The 18,522-nt window shown below is 47.2% G+C and carries 23 protein-coding genes; 21 read left to right on the forward strand and 2 right to left on the reverse strand.

Going from position 1 to position 18,522, the window contains the following annotated elements; translation table 11 throughout:
* Window positions 1-43: 43 nt before the first annotated feature.
* The 8 genes from der to ABGV42_RS25995 all read left to right on the forward strand — a co-directional run bounded on the left by der (window position 44) and on the right by ABGV42_RS25995 (window position 5,682).
* Window positions 44-1,366 (forward strand): ribosome biogenesis GTPase Der, encoded by a 1,323-nt coding sequence (der, locus tag ABGV42_RS25960; RefSeq protein WP_347384303.1) that lies wholly within the window; start codon window positions 44-46, stop codon window positions 1,364-1,366.
* Between the two features lie 11 nt (window positions 1,367-1,377).
* Complete coding sequence (gene plsY, locus ABGV42_RS25965) at window positions 1,378-2,001, forward strand: glycerol-3-phosphate 1-O-acyltransferase PlsY (RefSeq protein ID WP_347384304.1); 624 nt, start codon at window positions 1,378-1,380, stop codon at window positions 1,999-2,001.
* Window positions 1,994-3,034 carry an NAD(P)H-dependent glycerol-3-phosphate dehydrogenase gene (locus tag ABGV42_RS25970; RefSeq protein WP_347384305.1) on the forward strand — a complete coding sequence of 347 codons (1,041 nt, stop codon included), beginning with the start codon at window positions 1,994-1,996 and terminating at the stop codon, window positions 3,032-3,034. Before plsY ends, ABGV42_RS25970 begins: the two co-directional genes overlap by 8 nt.
* Window positions 3,035-3,134: 100 nt before the next feature.
* Window positions 3,135-3,410: a stage VI sporulation protein F gene (locus tag ABGV42_RS25975; RefSeq protein ID WP_056696692.1), complete on the forward strand. Its 276-nt coding sequence runs from the start codon at window positions 3,135-3,137 to the stop codon at window positions 3,408-3,410.
* 171 nt (window positions 3,411-3,581) lie between these two features.
* Window positions 3,582-3,761, forward strand: coding sequence for a DUF2768 family protein (locus ABGV42_RS25980; protein WP_017687688.1), 180 nt, complete (start codon window positions 3,582-3,584; stop codon window positions 3,759-3,761).
* A gap of 56 nt (window positions 3,762-3,817) precedes the next feature.
* Window positions 3,818-4,465 carry a hypothetical protein gene (locus ABGV42_RS25985; RefSeq protein ID WP_347384306.1) on the forward strand — a complete coding sequence of 216 codons (648 nt, stop codon included), beginning with the start codon at window positions 3,818-3,820 and terminating at the stop codon, window positions 4,463-4,465.
* An 18-nt stretch (window positions 4,466-4,483) separates the two neighbouring features.
* The gene (locus ABGV42_RS25990; RefSeq protein WP_347384307.1) at window positions 4,484-4,837 is read left to right on the forward strand and encodes a 2Fe-2S iron-sulfur cluster-binding protein; all 354 of its coding nucleotides are present in this window, start codon (window positions 4,484-4,486) and stop codon (window positions 4,835-4,837) included.
* A 68-nt stretch (window positions 4,838-4,905) separates the two neighbouring features.
* The gene (locus ABGV42_RS25995; protein WP_347384308.1) at window positions 4,906-5,682 is read left to right on the forward strand and encodes a hypothetical protein; all 777 of its coding nucleotides are present in this window, start codon (window positions 4,906-4,908) and stop codon (window positions 5,680-5,682) included.
* Between the two features lie 103 nt (window positions 5,683-5,785).
* Here the strand turns inward: ABGV42_RS25995 and ABGV42_RS26000 are convergent, their stop codons facing one another.
* Complete coding sequence (locus ABGV42_RS26000) at window positions 5,786-6,175, reverse strand: tautomerase family protein (protein ID WP_347384309.1); 390 nt, start codon at window positions 6,173-6,175, stop codon at window positions 5,786-5,788.
* A 458-nt stretch (window positions 6,176-6,633) separates the two neighbouring features.
* Between ABGV42_RS26000 and spoIVA the strand changes: the two genes are divergently transcribed.
* From spoIVA to ABGV42_RS26025, 5 genes are all read left to right on the forward strand, one after another.
* On the forward strand, window positions 6,634-8,112 hold the full coding sequence (gene spoIVA, locus ABGV42_RS26005; protein WP_127540262.1) for a stage IV sporulation protein A: 1,479 nt from the start codon (window positions 6,634-6,636) through the stop codon (window positions 8,110-8,112).
* Window positions 8,113-8,332: 220 nt separating this feature from the next.
* Window positions 8,333-9,430, forward strand: coding sequence for a sugar ABC transporter substrate-binding protein (locus ABGV42_RS26010; protein WP_347384310.1), 1,098 nt, complete (start codon window positions 8,333-8,335; stop codon window positions 9,428-9,430).
* A 112-nt stretch (window positions 9,431-9,542) separates the two neighbouring features.
* Window positions 9,543-11,060 carry a sugar ABC transporter ATP-binding protein gene (locus tag ABGV42_RS26015; protein WP_347384311.1) on the forward strand — a complete coding sequence of 506 codons (1,518 nt, stop codon included), beginning with the start codon at window positions 9,543-9,545 and terminating at the stop codon, window positions 11,058-11,060.
* Window positions 11,057-12,043 carry an ABC transporter permease gene (locus ABGV42_RS26020; protein ID WP_154895605.1) on the forward strand — a complete coding sequence of 329 codons (987 nt, stop codon included), beginning with the start codon at window positions 11,057-11,059 and terminating at the stop codon, window positions 12,041-12,043. Before ABGV42_RS26015 ends, ABGV42_RS26020 begins: the two co-directional genes overlap by 4 nt.
* A 218-nt stretch (window positions 12,044-12,261) precedes the next feature.
* Complete coding sequence (locus tag ABGV42_RS26025) at window positions 12,262-12,534, forward strand: HU family DNA-binding protein (protein ID WP_024630670.1); 273 nt, start codon at window positions 12,262-12,264, stop codon at window positions 12,532-12,534.
* Between the two features lie 66 nt (window positions 12,535-12,600).
* Here the strand turns inward: ABGV42_RS26025 and ABGV42_RS26030 are convergent, their stop codons facing one another.
* Window positions 12,601-12,762 carry a hypothetical protein gene (locus tag ABGV42_RS26030; protein ID WP_347384312.1) on the reverse strand — a complete coding sequence of 54 codons (162 nt, stop codon included), beginning with the start codon at window positions 12,760-12,762 and terminating at the stop codon, window positions 12,601-12,603.
* A 151-nt stretch (window positions 12,763-12,913) separates the two neighbouring features.
* Here ABGV42_RS26030 and mtrB point away from each other — a divergent pair, with 151 nt between their 5' ends.
* The 8 genes from mtrB to ABGV42_RS26070 all read left to right on the forward strand — a co-directional run bounded on the left by mtrB (window position 12,914) and on the right by ABGV42_RS26070 (window position 18,394).
* Window positions 12,914-13,135 carry a trp RNA-binding attenuation protein MtrB gene (gene mtrB / locus ABGV42_RS26035; RefSeq protein ID WP_095292880.1) on the forward strand — a complete coding sequence of 74 codons (222 nt, stop codon included), beginning with the start codon at window positions 12,914-12,916 and terminating at the stop codon, window positions 13,133-13,135.
* Window positions 13,136-13,344: 209 nt separating this feature from the next.
* Entirely contained in the window at window positions 13,345-13,896 is a 552-nt protein-coding gene (locus ABGV42_RS26040) for a hypothetical protein (protein ID WP_347384313.1), read from the forward strand.
* Window positions 13,897-13,997: 101 nt separating this feature from the next.
* The gene (locus ABGV42_RS26045; protein ID WP_347384314.1) at window positions 13,998-14,861 is read left to right on the forward strand and encodes a heptaprenyl diphosphate synthase component 1; all 864 of its coding nucleotides are present in this window, start codon (window positions 13,998-14,000) and stop codon (window positions 14,859-14,861) included.
* Between the two features lie 11 nt (window positions 14,862-14,872).
* Window positions 14,873-15,601 carry a demethylmenaquinone methyltransferase gene (locus ABGV42_RS26050; protein WP_239304998.1) on the forward strand — a complete coding sequence of 243 codons (729 nt, stop codon included), beginning with the start codon at window positions 14,873-14,875 and terminating at the stop codon, window positions 15,599-15,601.
* Complete coding sequence (locus ABGV42_RS26055) at window positions 15,594-16,460, forward strand: UbiA-like polyprenyltransferase (protein WP_347384315.1); 867 nt, start codon at window positions 15,594-15,596, stop codon at window positions 16,458-16,460. The genes ABGV42_RS26050 and ABGV42_RS26055 overlap by 8 nt, the downstream gene beginning before the upstream one ends.
* Window positions 16,461-16,462: 2 nt before the next feature.
* Complete coding sequence (locus tag ABGV42_RS26060) at window positions 16,463-17,080, forward strand: UbiX family flavin prenyltransferase (protein ID WP_347384316.1); 618 nt, start codon at window positions 16,463-16,465, stop codon at window positions 17,078-17,080.
* A 181-nt stretch (window positions 17,081-17,261) separates the two neighbouring features.
* Window positions 17,262-17,423, forward strand: coding sequence for a hypothetical protein (locus tag ABGV42_RS26065; RefSeq protein ID WP_347384317.1), 162 nt, complete (start codon window positions 17,262-17,264; stop codon window positions 17,421-17,423).
* The gene (locus tag ABGV42_RS26070; protein WP_347384318.1) at window positions 17,420-18,394 is read left to right on the forward strand and encodes a polyprenyl synthetase family protein; all 975 of its coding nucleotides are present in this window, start codon (window positions 17,420-17,422) and stop codon (window positions 18,392-18,394) included. The genes ABGV42_RS26065 and ABGV42_RS26070 overlap by 4 nt, the downstream gene beginning before the upstream one ends.
* Window positions 18,395-18,522: the final 128 nt, after the last annotated feature.

The following is an 18,522-nucleotide window of genomic DNA, read 5'->3' on the forward strand; positions in this document are numbered from 1 at the left end:
GCTATGATGAGTAACGTAAGTATGGACAGGAGGAGTGGAATGTATGGCAAGACCCGTTGTGGCAATTGTCGGGCGACCGAACGTGGGTAAATCCACTATTTTTAATCGGATTATCGGCGACAGACTGGCCATTGTGGAAGACAAGCCGGGTATTACCCGTGACCGGATCTACGGAATCGGTGAATGGAACGGTAAACCATTCAGTATTATCGATACAGGTGGTATCGAAATCGACGGCGAGGATGTCATTCTTAAATCAATTCGGATGCAGGCAGAGCTCGCCATTGAAGAAGCGGATGTTATTGTATTCATGTGTGATGCAAAAGCAGGAATTACGCAATCTGACGAAGAAGTCGCAGAGATGTTGTACCGCTCAGGCAAGCCCATTGTTGTAGCCGTTAACAAAGTGGATAATATTGGGCGCAGTGAGCTCATTTATGAGTTTTATGGATTTGGATTCGGTGATCCCATCGGTGTATCCGGAAGTCATGGTACAGGTATAGGTGATTTGCTGGATGCCATCGTTGAAAAACTGCCGGAACTTGTGGAAGAGACATACGATGAAGATGTCATCCGTGTTGCTCTAATCGGACGTCCAAACGTAGGTAAATCTTCATTGGTGAATGCCATTTTGGGTGAGGAACGTGTTATCGTTAGTGATGTGGCTGGAACGACGCGCGATGCCATCGATACACCGTTCGAAAAAGATGGGCAGCGTTACGTGCTGATTGATACAGCAGGTATGCGTAAACGTGGTAAAGTGTATGAAACTACCGAGAAATACAGTGTTATGCGTGCTATGCGTGCCATTGAACGTGCTGATGTCGTTTTGATCGTAATTAACGGTGAGGAAGGCATCATTGAACAGGACAAGCATATTGCAGGTTATGCATTTGAAGCTGGTAAAGCTTCCTTGTTCGTTGTGAATAAGTGGGACGTGGTTGATAAAACGGATAAAACGATGAATGAGTTTGAGAAAAAAATTCGGGATCACTTCCTGTTTATGACTTATGCTCCCGTAGTCTTTTTGTCAGCCAAAACGAAACAACGCTTACAAAAATTGCTTCCTGTGGTAACACGTGTAGCTCAGCAGCATTCAATGCGTGTTCAGACGCACTTGCTTAATGATGTTGTATCGGATGCAGTGGCTATTAATCCGCCGCCTACAGACAAAGGACGCAGAATGCGGATTAACTACGTGACACAGGTTGCTGTTAAACCGCCCACCATGGTTATTTTTGTAAACGATCCGGAATTGATGCACTTCTCTTATGAGCGTTACCTGGAGAATAAAATCCGCGGAGCGTTTGATTTTGAAGGTACGCCAATTCGCATATTTACTCGGAGGAAGTCCGACGAAGGTTAGGGGAGAAGTTTGTGATTTTACCAATCGCAGCGATTGTACTGAGCTATTTACTCGGTTCAATCAGCTTTAGTGTCCTCCTTGCAAAGGCAATACGGGGGATCGACATTCGTCAGCATGGCAGCGGAAACGCAGGTGCTACCAATACATTGCGAATATTGGGTAAAGGCCCGGCTATTCTTGTCCTGCTCCTGGATGTCCTTAAAGGGATTGCAGCTGTATGGATTGGAGTGTGGCTCAGTGACGGTTCCGAGTGGATCCCTGCAATTTGTGGTATAGCAGCGATTGCAGGACATAACTGGCCGCTCTACTTCCGATTCCGTGGGGGAAAAGGAATTGCAACAGCAATTGGCGTACTCGCTACTCTTGCCATCGTTCCTGCAGTATCTGCCGGAATTATTGCAATCCTGTCCATCGTTTTGACACGTTACGTTTCACTGGGTTCTCTTATTTTCGTGGCTTTAACACCGATCTTCATCCTAGTGTTCCCGGGATATTCCATGAATTTATTCTGGGGAAGTCTGATTATTTGTCTGTTTGCTTTTTGGAGACATCGCACCAACATTGCGAAGCTTGCCAGTGGACAGGAAAATAAATTAGGATCGAACAAACCTGGGGGTGGAAAACGCGTTGTCTAAAAAAGTTGCCGTCCTGGTCGCAGGCAGTTGGGGGACCGCTCTCGCAAGTGTGCTGGCCGCCAATGGGCTGGAAGTGACGATGTGGACACGTGGTGAAGAGCAGGCCGCCGAAATTAACAACCAGCATCGGAACAGTCGTTTTCTTCCTGGTGCAGAGTTATCAACCCGCATTCAGGCCACGACAAATATGGGGGATGCGGTTCAGGGTGCTTCGGCTGTTTTAATTGTTGCGCCTTCCTCAGCCATGCGGTCGGTAGTCAACCAACTCAAGGCGTATTATACGCCCGACATGTTAATAATTCATGCAACCAAAGGATTTGAAACGGAAAGTCTCAAACGGATGTCGACGGTGATCTCCGAGGAACTTGAGTGCGAAGAAGGGCATATCGTTGTACTTTCGGGTCCGAGTCATGCTGAAGAAGTGGTCAAACGCTGTCCTACAACGGTGGTTGTGGCTTCACTGGACAAAGCTGCAGCAGATGCCGCTCAGGCATTATTCATGAATGCCTATTTCCGTGTGTATACGAATCGGGATATGCTTGGCGTGGAGTTGGCAGGTGCTTTTAAAAATATTATCGCACTTGGGGCAGGGATGTCGGATGGCCTGGACTTCGGAGATAATGCAAAAGCAGCTCTATTGACTCGCGGTTTGGCAGAAATCACACGGATTGGCGTGGAGATGGGAGCAAACCCGCTTACGTTTTCGGGCCTCGCAGGAATCGGTGACTTGGTCGTTACCGCGACGAGCCAACATAGCCGTAACTGGCGGGCGGGTTCCATGCTGGGGCAGGGACAAAAGCTTGAGGATGTGCTGAATTCCATGGGAATGGTGGTAGAAGGAATTCGTACGACAAAAGCAGCCTATTTTATCTCTCAAAAATACGGGGTGCAGATGCCGATTGCGGATCAACTGTACCATGTTCTCTTTCAGAATCGTGAGCCGCGTGATGCTGTTGAGGCACTTATGGGCCGAGATCCCAAGACCGAAATGGAAGTTATGAAACTGGAAACATGGGAGCAGTGGCATTCCTGATTCACGATTGCTTCACTCACTTGAGATCAAGAAGCTTATTCACCTTTTCACTGGTACACTCATACTATACACATGAGTATTGCCGGAGGAGGGGAGACGAATGGGTAACAACATTTCTAAGGATGCACTGAAAGCGATCAACAAAAAAACGGGCAAAACAATTACAGAAGGTGCTGTCAAGAAATTGGCGAGCACAGTAAAACCGTCCACCATGCAGAATGAAGCTCAGTTGCGCCAATTGATCAAACAAGTATCGGCCATGGCGAAAGTTCCGGTATCTGAAGATACGGTTCAGGATATTGTAAGTGCGGTCAAAAAGAGCGGACTGAATCCAAACAGTATGGAGTCATTAATGAAAATGATGATGAAAAAATAATAGATCGTTTTGCATCTGCAAGTGGGTATGTAAGATAAAAAGATGAGTCAGCTGTTGCTGGCTTTCTTTTTGTCTTTTTTTTGGAAAAGTCCTCTGAATTTCATGTTATAATAATTTCAATTGTCACCGTGTCAGTGATGAATAACGGATTGAAGGGGAGACTGCTGGATTATGAGCGCAATGGACAAGATGTGGCTGTCATTGGTTGCGATTCTGATTATGGGATTGTCTGTATTCCTGATAACCTTCGCAAGAGCCAAAACCAAAGGCATTGTACGAGGGATTCTGTCATTAATCGCGTTTTTGATTATGCTGATTGGTTTTTTCGGCGGAATTGCATCGCTCACTTGATCTTTTTCTTGCCTGTAGCATAACATCCGCATAAGTACACCATAAGAACTGACACAATGAAAACGGATGAAGGGAAGGTGAGCCGGGTGGGACCGCAGGAAACAGAGGGCCTTACAGGGCGCTATCCGGAATTGCACGCTGCGTTGCTGGAAACGGCAAAAACCTGGAATACAGTACCTTATACTTGGCTGCTTGGGGGAAGCTGCGGATTACTGTTGCAGCAGGTCGAGTTGCAGCAGGCTCCCAGAGATATTGACGTGTACGCTGATCTGGCTGCTGCGCATGGGCTGCATCAGTCCGCCCCAGGAATCGCACTGGACAAACCGGTGGTAGATCGAACGGGGCCTTATGCTTCTTTGCTGAGTCATTATCAAGTCGGAGAGTGTGCACTTGAACTCGTGGGCGGGTTTGAAGTCTGGTCTCGGCAGAGCTGGTACCGGATTGAGATTGAACAGCTCCTGGTTCACCATGCCCCTCAAGCTCAACTGGATACTTACACTTTACGATTGATGCCCCTTGCGCATGAGTTGCTTTTTAATCTTCTGAGAGGTCGAGCTGACCGTTATGAGCCTATTGCCGAAGCAATTCGGAAAGATCCACAGTTGCATCAACCCTTACTGGCTTCATTGGGTAAGCATAATGTGTGGACAAGCCAATTCTCAGCTGAGGTAAAAGCGTTGGTCGGTTTTGCATGGACTTCATAGGTGGGAGGAGGCAAAAGGATGGAGCACACGATTACATTTTTACCGCAAAATAAAAGCATCCGCATAAAAGCGGGAGTGAACCTGCTCAGTGCCGCACGTCGTGCTGGAGTGAAAATTCCAACCCGTTGCGACGGAAAAGCCGCTTGTCTAATGTGCAAGGTCAACGTAGATGATGATCAGCTGCAGGCTCTGCACCCTCCTACAGATGCTGAACAAAGGAAACTGGGTTCCCTGCTGGAAGCAGGAACTCGTCTTGCTTGTCAGGCCAAGGTGAGGGGATCAGTGTCTGTTCATGTTCCGGAAGATCCGCTCAAAGCTGCAATACGTAAGCAGTTGGAACGCCAGCAGCAGGAGAATGACGATTGGTTCTGAAACTAACCTGAATGGAGCTCCATTGGATAGGTTTCCCTTTGGACTCTTCAGATTCAAGGAGGATGCGGATGAACGAAGACAAAGATTGGCTCTTCATGAGTTCGGGGTGGAGGTACGGGATCCAGGGAGTCCGCTGTCTTCTGTTAATTTTAATGGTTGCTACAGTGAGTGGTTGCATGTATCCCTCCCAGAGTAATGATGATCCCAAAATCGCATACAGGGAGAGTGTGAATCGGATACAGAGTGCTGTAGAGGCATTTCAGAAGGATCAGGGCATTCTGCCCATGATTAATGCGGATATGGAGACGCCGAAATATGAAAAATTCAGAGTGGATCTACCGAAGTTGAAACAGCAAGGTTATCTGGACGAAATTCCAGGTACTGCTTTTGAAAGTGGTGGGAGCGCTTACTTCCTTATTCAAAATGAAGAGACAGCACCCACTGTAAAGGTGATGGACTTGCAGACAGTACAGAAGGTCAATGATGTACAGCGCATGGTTAATCAGTATAAATCAGTACATAACGGTAAACTGCCTGCCGCGGAGGAATTGTACACCGGTCTCTACGCTGTAGACATGAAACAAGCCGCTCAGGCAGGTGCTCCTGAGGTTACACTGAACAGTGTATATTCCGGTCAGGAGTTACCATTTATCATGGATGGTGAAGGCAAGGTGTATGTTGATTATGCCTTCGATATCATGCAAGCGGTGGAGAAATCGGATCGTTCTCCAGCAGAGGTTGATGATGTGCGCGAGTTTTTGCTGGAGCACTCCCATTTTGTTCCTGTAAAATCTGTCAGTTATACCTGGAAGAATAATGCTCCAGTGGCACAAGACAAACCTTAGATGAAATGAACCTAAGAAAGAGATACACCTCACCGAGGCGTATCTCTTTTTTTGGGTGCATATAAGCTCTCAGGAACTTGAGTAAACCGTTTGGAGTACCACGTCAGACCTCAACGTTGTAGTTCAACTTAAGTTCATCGCCGGTCATTCCGCGGATGCCCCAGTGAGCGCGTGGTGTTTCGAAAATGGTAATCTCCAAATCATGGACAGACAACATGAGTTTCTCATTGATTTGTTTACATAATTGCTGGATTAAATCTTTCTTTGTCTCAACAGATCTTCCTTCGAACATACTGATTTCAACAATGGTGTATGCTGCTGATCGATCTTGTGGGTACTGGAAATCCTCCGCATCCATGGGGAAGTAACGATGGAACCGTTTGGTCTCTGGCAGTCCCAGCACATCCATCAGAACGGAATGAATCACGTTAGAAAGCTGTTCTTTCATTGGATTTAACTGCTCACGTATGCCGAAAATTTTAATCTGTGCCATGCTCTTCTCACCTTTCTCATCTCGTTTTCAATCCATCTCAGCTCGGCTCTGTAATCATGGTTCCTTCATAGTATACCTATAACTCCAACGCACCGATACCCCAAATAGAAATGAATGAAACCAGCATAAATGCGACCCGGTGTTCATAAAGTAGATTGAAATAATGACGCGCAGTCCGAGAGCGGGGCAACTTCCCGGAGTTGAAGACCTGAGAAAAAAACAAAAAAACGCGTCATATTGCTGCATACGGATACATAAGATGATACTAGTCCAATTGCATGTACGAGTTAACGCCGCTTTCGCCGGTTTCATCAGAATGCAACGTTCGGCGGCGGACGACTTCCGGGCACTCACAAAGGCGGCTCTACCGTTGCAGGGATTTCAGTCTTCTGATTGAAAAAACGAAGCGGATGCTCTTTAGCATTTTTCCTTCGGAGTAATTTAGGGAGGGGATTTCATTGGAGAAAGTGGACATTTTTAAGGACATAGCTGAGCGGACCGGAGGGGATATCTATCTCGGGGTTGTCGGCGCAGTCCGGACGGGGAAATCAACATTTATTAAACGATTCATGGAAACGATCGTACTGCCAAACATCGCAAGCGAGGCTGATCGTGCCCGTGCAGTGGATGAACTTCCACAGAGTGCAGCAGGCAAAACGATTATGACCACCGAGCCGAAATTCGTACCGAATAACGCAGTCCAGATCAAAGTGGCTGAAGGGCTCGATGTAAATGTACGTTTGGTGGATTGTGTAGGGTACGCTGTGGAGGGTGCGAAGGGCTATGAGGATGAAAATGGTCCACGCATGATCTCCACGCCGTGGTTCGAAGAGCCAATCCCGTTCCAGGAAGCAGCGGAGATTGGCACGCGCAAAGTCATTCAGGAGCATTCCACACTGGGTGTTGTGGTTACTACAGATGGCACCATTGCCGAGATTGCCCGCAGTTCCTACGTGGAATCGGAAGAACGTGTCATTGCCGAACTGAAAGAGGTTGGCAAACCGTTCGTGCTGATCATCAACTCTACCCGTCCTCGCAGTGAAGAAGCTCTTCAATTGCGAAGTGAATTGGCAGCTAAATATGATATTCCGGTCATGACATTAAGCGCGGCCACGATGACGGAAGATGATGTGACAGGCGTGCTGCGTGAAGTCCTGTATGAGTTCCCTGTACATGAGGTTAATGTGAATCTGCCGAGCTGGGTTATGGTCTTGAATGAAACCCACTGGCTGCGCAACAACTATGAAAATTCCGTGCGTGACACGGTGAAAGACATTCGTAGACTGCGTGACGTGGACCGGGTGGTTTCCCAGTTCATGGAGTATGAGTTCATCGACCGCGCGGGACTCAGCGGCATGAACATGGGTCAAGGTGTGGCTGAGATTGATCTGTACGCTCCTGATGAATTATACGATCAGATCCTCGTGGAAGTGGTCGGCATTGAAATCAGAGGCAAAGATCATCTGCTGCAGTTGATGCAGGAATTCTCTCATGCCAAGCGGGAATATGATCGCTTCGCTGAAGCCTTGGAGATGGTCAAAACGACCGGCTACGGCATTGCGGCACCTTCGCTCGCCGAGATGGCGCTGGATGAACCGGAACTCATTCGCCAAGGTACCAAATTCGGCGTCCGTCTGAAAGCAACAGCACCTTCTATTCACATGATTCGGGTCGATGTGGAGTCCGAGTTTGCACCGATTATCGGCACGGAGAAGCAAAGTGAAGAATTGGTGAGGTACCTGATGCAGGACTTCGAGAACGATCCGATCAAAGTATGGGATTCAGATATGTTTGGTCGTTCGCTGCATTCCATCGTGCGCGAAGGTATTCAGGGCAAAATTGCTATGATGCCGGACAATGCAAGGTACAAATTGCAGGAGACTTTGGGACGGATCATAAACGAAGGTTCAGGCGGCTTAATTGCCATCATTCTGTAAAACAAAAGACCACAAGGCTCTCCTTGTGGTCTTTTTGCTATCCATTATTTACTTGAATATGGGACAACTGGATATATACCACATGATATTCGAAAAAAACTTAGCGAGTTTTAGCTTTAAATTGTTAAAACCCATTTACATACTAGGGATTAGCCGTTATATTAATACTCAACTATTGTGATCAAGGTCACAGAGAGTGCACGAATAGGGGGAGACAGAGATGAAAAAGAAAGATACGAAATGGGTATGGTTGAGTGTTCTGCTTGTATTTACATTGGCACTGTCCGCGTGCGGGATCAAAAAAGAACCGGCGGCAGCTCCAGCTTCCGGAGCATCAGAGGACAAGCCCAAGACAGAAGCGGTGACGGGCCCGCTGAGTGGCAAACGTATTGCTCTAATTATGGAATTTAACACGGGCACATTCTCGCAGCAATATGTACAAGGGGTAAAAGAAGAAATTGAAAAATTCGGCGGTGAGCTAACGACGTTTGTTGCCGATAATGATAAAGCCAAGATGGTATCTCTGCTGGACAGCGCAATTAACCAGAAGTTTGATGCGATCTTAACGGATCACGGGGACTCGCTTTTGGAACCGGGTGTGAAAAAAGCAGTGGAACAAAACATTCCAGTAGTTGTGTTCGATGCAGCCATCCAAGTACCGGGAGCAACCGTATTGTCTCAGGACGACCAGAAGATGGCGGAGCTTACACTGGAACAAATGAAAAAGGATATTAATGGCCAAGGGAATATTGTTAAAGTATGGGTGGCCGGATTCGCGCCTATGGAACGTCGCCAGATTGCTTACGGCGAATTCATGAAAGAGAATACAGACATCAAGGAAATTGCCACATTTGGCTCAGCACAAAACCCGGCTTTGGATACACAAGCCAAAATGGAGGCTATTCTGAAGCAATATCCGAAAGGCGAAATCACAGCCGTTTGGGCTGCTTGGGATGAGTTTGCCAAAGGGGCTGCACGCGCAATTCAGCAAGCGGGTCGCGACGAAATTAAAGTTTACGGTATCGATATGAGTGATGAGGATTTACAAATGATTCAGGATCCGAAAAATCCTTGGGTTGCTTCCGCAGCGGTAGACCCGACAGACATTGGACGTGTTCAGGTACGTTATGCCTACCAGAAACTGAATGGCGATGAGACTGAAGATCAGGTGGTCCTCAATCCGGTCTATGTTCAACGCGAAGCACTGCCAGAGACTCAAATCTCTACTTCCGAATTGTCCCAATATGTTGACGGTTGGGGAGGAAGTACACAGGGCATCAAGGATTGGATGGCGGAATACGGAATCACTGCTAAATAAAGCAGCGTTAGAGAGGCGCGCCGCGAGGTGCGCTTTTTTGCAGGCAGAAAAGTAAAACATCAGATTGTAAGGATAGCATGACTCCCTGGAGGAGGAATTGGAGGTCTACATCATGACAACCGCACCAATTTTGCTTCAAATGGAACATATTCATAAGCAGTTTGCAGGCATTCCTGCACTTAAAGACGTTGATTTCTCTGTAAAAGGTGGAGAGATTCATGCACTGCTAGGCGCCAATGGAGCAGGAAAAAGTACCTTGATGAAAATTCTGTCGGGTGCCTACCAACTGGATCAGGGCCTGATTCGTTTAAATGATCAGCATTTACGTCTAAATTCACCGGGGGACGCTAAGGCAAACGGGATTCACTGTGTCTATCAGGAGGTCGATGCTGCACTGGTACCGCAGCTGACGGCAGCTGAGAACATTATGCTGGACCAGCTGGCTTCACCAGTCGGTGGATGGTGGAAGAGCCCGCGTAAGCTCCAGCAGCGTGCGTTTGAAGCCCTTAAGGAATTGGGAGCAGACATTGCCGTTCAACAAAAGGTAGCGGACCTTACACTTGCAGAGAAACAGATGATTCTGCTGGCGCGCATCCTGATTCAGGAGGCCAAGGTGATTATATTTGATGAACCGACTGCTCCGCTGAGCCAGGAAGAAACCGATGCTTTTTTCCGAATCGTTCATCTGTTAAAAGAGCGAGGAGTAGCGTGCATATTTATTACCCACCGGCTAGCTGAGGTAACTGGGCATTGTGATCGAGTGACCGTCATGAGGGATGGACAGCATGTATTTACGGGTGAGGCGCGTGGACTTACCGTTAATGATCTGGTCACACAAATGCTGGGCAAGCCATTCGAAGAGGAATTTCCGAAGACAGAAGCACCTATTGGCGAAGTGATATTTGAAGCACGTGGACTGCACCGGGGAATCAAGGTCAAGGGAGTTGATTTGTCTGTACGCCGCGGTGAGGTCCTGGCTGTTGTCGGTCTGGTCGGTGCTGGCAAAACGGAATGCTCTCGTCTTCTGATTGGAGCAGACCAACTGGAGAAAGGGGATATCCGCTTAAACGAAAGGCCGCTTCGCTTCTCACAGCCCGCGGATGCTGCAGCTTCAGGCATTGTTTCCGTACCCGAAGAACGTCGCAAACAGGGGATTCTCATTCAGGAAAATGTGGAACGAAATCTGAGTTTGCCCTTGCTCGGACGTCTTAGTACATTCGGATTCGTGAGTCGCAAAAAGGAGCGGGAAAACGCGGAATCACTGGTTCAACAGCTCGGCATTAAAATGTCCTCGGTACGCCAGGAAGTGAAGTATCTAAGCGGAGGTAACCAGCAGAAGGTAGCAATCGGCAAATGGCTGAATGTGGACGCTGATGTCTTTATATTTGATGAACCCACCAAAGGGGTGGATATTGGAGCCAAAAGTGACATCTTCCGTATCATTAACGAGCTGGCTTTGGCAGGCAAGGCGGTCATCTATTTCACATGTGAGCTGGACGAGGGACTTGGTATTGGAGACCGGATTGCAGTGATGTGTGAAGGGAAAATCGTAAAAGAATTCAAGCGTGGCGAGACTAACCAAGAACAGCTGCTATACTACGCAAGCGGTGGACAAGAGGTGCAGGGATGAAGGACAAATCAATGGATTTTGCGTTCCGTTACGGGGCGATTATCGTTATCATCGGAGTTATTGCTTTTTTTGGCATCAAATTGCCTTACTTTTTTACCTACAGCAATCTGACTGACATTTTGGGGTCGATATCCATCGTGACCTTTGTTGCTATCGGTGTGACGTTATCTCTCATTGTGGATGGATTTGATCTCTCGGTAGGAGCTACCGTCTCACTGACGACCGTTGTAACTGCCTCATTAATGATCTGGTATCAGCAACCACTCGCTGTTGTCATCATTGTTCCGCTGGTAATTGGGGCAGTTATTGGTCTGCTGAATGCCTTGTTGATTGTAAAACTGCGGATTCCCGATCTGCTGGCCACGCTGGCGACCATGTACATTATCGGAGGTATTCACAAAACGTACGCACAAGGCTATACCATTTATAATCATATGCAATTTCCAGATGGCAGCAAGGCAGCCGGAGAGATGGACCCTACGTTCTTGCTGATTGGTCAGGGGAAATGGCTCGGCATGCCCATATCGGTTATCCTTCTTCTCATTGCAGTCATCGGTGTTCATATCTTTTTGACGTATACGAAATACGGACGCCAGATGTACGTTACAGGCGGCAATGAAGAGGCTGCGCGCTTGTCCGGAATCAAGGTGAAAAAAGTGCGGACGCTTGCCTATGTGGCAGCTGGTGTGTTTGCTGCAATAGGCGGGATTATCTATGCCTCCAAGGTCGGATCGGGACAGATTGATGCAGGATCTCCGTTGTTAATGGAATCGGTAGCAGCTGTGTTTGTAGGGTTCTCTGTCTTTGGTGCGGGGAAACCAAATGTTATCGGAACCTTCATTGGGTCGGTCCTGATTGGTGTACTGGTGAACGGTTTAACCATGATGAATGTCCAGTATTTTACTCATGACATTGTAAAAGGTGGCGTCCTCGTTCTTGCTCTGGCGGTGACATTTTACGTGCTAAACCGCAACCGCACTTGAAATTGTGTGCTGTCTGTATTAGTATAAAATTTGTTCCGCGTCTGGAACGCGCTTGGTTTCAGGCGGCATTCTGCCGGAAATGACTGTTGACCGCAGGCGGAGAATTGTGTTCATCACGCTCAAGATGTACGTAGATTTTTTGCGTATGAACGTATATTTCGCTATAAAACGGAAACACAGTATAACATTCAGGACATTGATTCAGGAGGTGAAAACAAATGAACAAATCAGACTTGATTACACACGTGTCTGAAGCGACTGAATTGTCCAAAAAGGATGTAACGAAAGCGGTTGATGCCGTATTCGAAGCAATCTCTGAGGCTCTTCAAAGCGGAGACAAAGTACAATTGGTTGGTTTTGGGAACTTCGAAGTTCGCGAGCGTTCTGCACGCAAAGGACGTAACCCGCAAACAGGTGAAGAAATCGAAATTCCTGCGAGCAAAATTCCTGCATTCAAACCAGGTAAAGCGCTCAAAGACGGAATTAAATAAGATTTCTACATATTCCATATGTCAAAGAGAAGACCGTGACTCGTTCACGGCCTTTTCTTTTGTCTTCTAACGATGTGCCCCGCTATTTTTTGTGTCCCCAGGGGCATCCGATTGCTTGGTATAAGCAATCAATATCAAATCTTCTCCTGCTGCTTCCGAAAGGTGCTGTTCAATTTCCTGTAGCTGATGAATGTGCTCGTCTGTCAAGGTTGCAGGGGTGTACTTCATGTAGAGGCTCCTTTCTATGCCATGTCTCCTGTAGTATGACCCGGTTCCCATAGATTATTGCAGCTTTGCCAAGCAAAACTCAGTTGACAAATGAATCAATCTTAATCATCATTAACGCTATTGAACAATTAGGAGAGGGGACGTTACGTAAATGGACCATCCAACCGGCAGTGATTACATTGTCATTAAAGCAGAGGAAAATGGAGTTCAAGTCATCGGTTTGACGCGAGGTCAGGACACGCGTTTTCATCATACCGAGAAGTTGGACAAGGGTGAAGTCATGATTGCCCAGTTTACCAATCATACCTCCGCGATCAAAATCCGCGGTAAGGCTACAATGATCACGAAGCATGGCCAGATTGAATCGGAATAAAAAATGAAAGACGGGTTTTGACTCCTTGCATGGGAGCACTACATCGTCTTGCGGAAATCTCCTGCCTGTTTAGGAAGTGGATTCGAGTAGGGCCAATACTTTTGGTATTAATGAAAAATGCAGGCATAGCCTGCTTTTTTTCATTGTACAATGAGGTATGAGCCTTTACCGGACAGACTACACTAACAAGTAAAGGCAGGGAGGCATTTATGAAACCGCGGATGATCGTGACGGCTACGCTGCTGGCAACGGTTGCAGCAGTTTTCCTGTTGGTAGCTGTGCAAACCTTACATATGCGAACATTGGGCGGAGAGCGGGCACAGCCGGTTTCTGCAGCTGAGCAAAAACAGGAACTTTCGGACGAGAATCTGGTAGACGTGCTGAGCTCCATGCATCTAACTACACCGATTGCAAAAGTGGAGTGGAAACAGTCCATTTTGAAACTGGATCTGAAAGTGACGGGTACCAAAACGAGTTACACTGAAATTTATGACAATATGGCAACAGTCGCCGAGCTAGGATTTCACAGTCTTGATAATGTGGAACAAATACTGCTTCGTATAATGGCAGAAGATGAGTGGCTGCACAAAAGGCATCTGCTGCTTGCTGCTGATATTCGAAGGAATGAGTGGCCAACAGATGCAATCGATACGCTGCGAAATTGGAAAAGCCCTGTCATATCCGGTGAAATAAAAGAGTGGTTTCACATTATGGAGACTGATCTGTGGAAGAAGCAATTCGAATTGTTGAACGAAGGTTAATAGAATAGCAGGATTCAGTGCGTGACCGTTCAACATATGCTATAATATATAAGATTGTAGTGCAGAAATGGTTTAACAATGCAAAGGCTCGGAGGCTGAGAATGAATTCATATCGCGTACCCCAACTAGCAAAAAAATATACGGATTACGACATGATTCGACAACATACGGAAATACCACCGTTTCCGGATAGCCGGGCTCGTCTGCTGCAGGCGTTTGTGGGCCGTACAGATGAAAAGGAGCATGATGAGCTCTATACTCTTGCTACCTCGCTCGTCCAGCTGGCCATGGATACGCATGATCGAATCGATACGATCTCCGGGGATCGGAAAGAGCAGGAGATGCGCTCACGTCAGTTGAACGTTCTTGCTGGTGATTACTTGAGCAGTCGCTTTTATCAGCTTCTTGCCCATGCTGGTCGTATTGAGATGATCGGCAAGCTCAGCGGTGCCGTAGCTGAAGTCAACGTGCGCAAGATGACTCTGTATGATCGGATGAAAAAGCTTCTCGTTTCGGCTGAAGAATACTTGCGTGAAACGGTACAGCTGAAGATGCAGCTGTTTCTTTCTTTTGCGGACATGATTGGATTACAGGAACAAAAGCTATGGGAGAGTCTTCTTGCTGAATTCAGCTTGTGCGAGACCGTTGTGGAAGAGCTGCTGCGAATGAATGACGAGAAGAGATTCAGCCATAGTTATGCTTTCTGGCACATATACGAACAAGGTACCGGAGACGAGCGGAACTTGATTTGCCAGCCAGATCTGGATATGCGGGCATGTGGCGCTATGGTAATCAAGTATCAAATGGATGGGCTTTTGCTGGACAGGCTTCGTGAAAGTACAAACCGCATTAAGCTGTTGCTGCAGGATGAAAAAGACCAGCGGGGATTAGTTGAGGTGCATGCCATCTTGGAAACCTATTTGGGGTATCTGGAGCCTTCACACGCAGCAGTAAGGGAAGATTGAGGGGGAGACAAATGGGGAGCGCAGAGACGAAACCGAAAGAAGAGTTCGTACATTCGGTGTTTCAGAGTATAGCCGGGAAATATGATGTCATGAATGACATCCTGAGTTTCCGCAGGCATAAAGCCTGGCGCAAATTCACAATGAAGAAAATGAACATGTCCAAAGGGGATACAGGACTTGATTTGTGTTGTGGCACCTGTGACTGGACGCTTGCGATGGCAGAAGCAAGTGAAACGGGTCACATGCATGGACTGGACTTTAGCAGCAACATGCTTGAAGTCGGGCAGAACAAGGTTAATGCCGTAAACAGACAAAAGCAGATTACGCTTGTTCAGGGGAATGCCATGTCACTTCCTTTTGAAGATAACTCATTTGATTATGTAACCATTGGGTTTGGCCTTCGTAACGTGCCTGATCTGAGACAGGTGTTGTCGGAAATGAAGCGCGTAGTAAAACCAGGTGGCATGGTTGTGTGTCTGGAACTGTCCAAGCCGACCTGGCAACCGTTTAAAGGCATTTATTATTTTTATTTTGAACAAGTACTGCCAAGGCTTGCCAAATTGTTTGCCAAACGTTATGAACAGTACAAGTGGCTGCCGGATTCACTGGCATTATTTCCGGGAAGGAAGGAACTGGCTACCATTTTCGAAGAAACCGGATTGAAGCAAGTGCAGGCCTATCCTCTGACCGGAGGCATCGCGGCACTGCATATTGGAACCAAGGAGAATCAGCATGTTTAGGAAAATTCGCATCTTTTTAGAAATGATTAAGATTGAACACACGCTTTTTGCTTTACCTTTTGCATTTATGGGTGCCATTCTCGGCTCCATGGTCGTGAACGATACGTTCCCAACCTGGATGCAGATCATGTGGGTACTGCTGGCCATGGTTGGTGCACGCAGTGCAGCATTTGGACTTAATCGGATGATTGACCAAGCGATCGACGGTAAAAATCCGCGGACGGCTATGCGTGCCATCCCAGCGGGCCTGCTCAAAAACGGCGAGGTCGTTATCTTTATTATCGTCTCGTTTGTATTGTTATTCTGGGCTTCATCCAATCTTAATGTGTTATCCATGCAATTGCTGCCAATCGCAGTGTTTATGCTGGTATTGTATTCATACACCAAACGATTCACATGGCTCTGCCATGTTGTTCTAGGAATGACGATTGGCCTTGCTCCACTTGGAGGCTGGGTTGCTGTAACGGGGTCCATGGATTGGACAGCCATTGTGCTGTACGTTACGATTGTGTTCTGGACTGCGGGCTTTGATATTATTTATGCATGTCAGGATCTGGAGTTTGATCAGGAAGAGGGGCTTCATTCCATTCCTTCCCGATTCGGACTTATTAAGTCGCTGAACATAGCCAAGTTCTTTCACATTATTACGGCCATCGGATTTTTGGCGCTTCTGTTGATGACGGATCTGAGCTGGTGGTATGGTGCAGGTATGCTGATCACATATGGTATTCTTTTCTATGAGCACTATATTGTATCGCCTAATGATATGAGTCGTGTACAGACGGCTTTCTTTACTATGAATAGTGTTCTGAGTCTGGTCGTATTTACGTTTACTCTGATTGATCTGGCGGTGAAATAAACATGCAGCAGCCGGACAATAAACGACTTGTGGTCGGAATTACCGGAGCCAGCGGAAGTATTTATGGCATAAGACTTATTGAAACGCTGCTGGGCCTGGATTTCACGGTTCATCTGGTGATATCTAATGCTGGCTGGCGGGTTTTAAAAGAAGAAATGGATTGGGATGTCACGAATCGTGAAGGCGTGCTGGAAGAGAAATTCGGCGGCCTCGGCGGTTCACTGATCTATCATCCCGTTAGTGATATAGGCGCTTCAATTGCAAGCGGATCTTACCTGGCTGATGGCATGATTATCATGCCATGCTCTATGGGAACGCTCTCCTCCATTGCACAGGGGTCTTCAGATAATCTGATGTCCCGTGCTGCGGATGTCATGATGAAGGAGGCAAGACCGCTAATTCTGGTACCCAGGGAGACACCGCTGCATGCGATCCATCTGGAGAATATGCTCAAGCTCTCTCGTTTGGGAGTTCGGATGATTCCGGCCATGCCGGCGTTTTATCACAAACCTCAGACGATGGAAGAATTGATTTTGTTTTTGGTAGGTAAAGTACTGGATAGTCTGCGCATTCAACATCAACTGTTTGCAAGATGGGGAGAACCGGATCAACGGGGCTAGCAGGGGTGTTTTCTATAACTTTTTAAAACTCAAATGTGTAGGTTATATAACCGGCTAGCCCCCGGCATCCCGGGGTATTGGTGAGCGCTGATGGTAGAGTTTTAATGTAACCACAGCCTTGACCCATGCTCCGGCAACTTCTGGATTTGTTTCAGAACAAGTCGAAGAGTTTAATTCCCGGATGTCAGCCATGACATTCGAAGAAGTGTGGTACGACATAGAAGAACACAAGCAGGAACGGCAAGCCCTGGTTTTTCGTTATGCCTGCAGGCCCGACTTGCTGGAGGGGAAGGTAAGCATGGATTTTTGGACTGATAATACGCTGACACGGGTGAACGAATGAAACTATTGGATATTTTCGGGTTGTTAAAAAAAGACATGGATTACATTGAAAAAGAATTGTATCGCAGTGTGCAGGGAGATCAGAAGCTGCTAAGTGAAACTTCACTTCATCTGCTCAAAGCTGGTGGGAAACGTTTACGTCCAGTATTTGTATTGCTCGGCGGGAAATATGGTACATATGACATTGAACGCCTGAAGTTGATTGCGGTACCGCTGGAATTGATTCATTCCGCTTCCCTGGTACATGACGATGTTATTGACAATGCGGAGACACGTAGAGGCAAACCTACGGTGAAGTCCAAATGGGACAACCGGATTGCCATGTACACCGGGGATTATATCTATGGAAAGGCACTTCAGATGACGGCAGGCCTGTCCGAGCCAGACATCCATCGTATCCTGGCTAAGGCGATGGTGCAGATGTCTATCGGTGAGATGGAGCAGATTCGCGACTTTTTCAATACAGGGCAGAGTGTTCGTAATTACTTGCTGCGGATTCGTCGTAAAACGGCGCTTCTGATTGCGGTCAGCTGCCAGCTTGGAGCTCTAGCCACACGCGCACCAAAACAAGTTTCTTCGCTGCTCTATACTTACGGATATAACGTGGGTATGGCCTTTCAGATTCAGGACGACGTCCTTGATCTGGTTGGAACGGAGAAGCAATTGGGCAAGCCCCCAGGTAGCGATATGAAACAGGGGAATATTACGCTGCCAGTCCTGTACGCTCTGCAGGAGCGTGATCTGCGTGAGCCATTGCTTAACGAGATATCACGTGTTCAGCGTGAAGAAGGACAGGCAAGTGCTTCGGATGCAATTGGAATGATTCGCCAAAGTCAAGGAATCGCTAAAGCTGAAGCACTGGCTGACCGATATATGAAGAAAGCGCTCGATGCTCTGGATCAGCTGCCCAATATCAAAACCAGCAAAAATTTACGCGATATTGCACATTTTGTTGTCAAGCGCACTCATTAAAATGCATTGAGATGATCATGCTGCATGTTGCTCGGGTTACTCCAATGACATAGATGTGAGATTCCTCATTGGGAGGAAATGGACATGTATGTTACAATCAAAGTGATTGCGTCTACATAATGAACTAA

This window comes from Paenibacillus pabuli (assembly GCF_039831995.1).
Classification (GTDB): Bacteria; Bacillota; Bacilli; order Paenibacillales; family Paenibacillaceae; genus Paenibacillus; species Paenibacillus pabuli_C.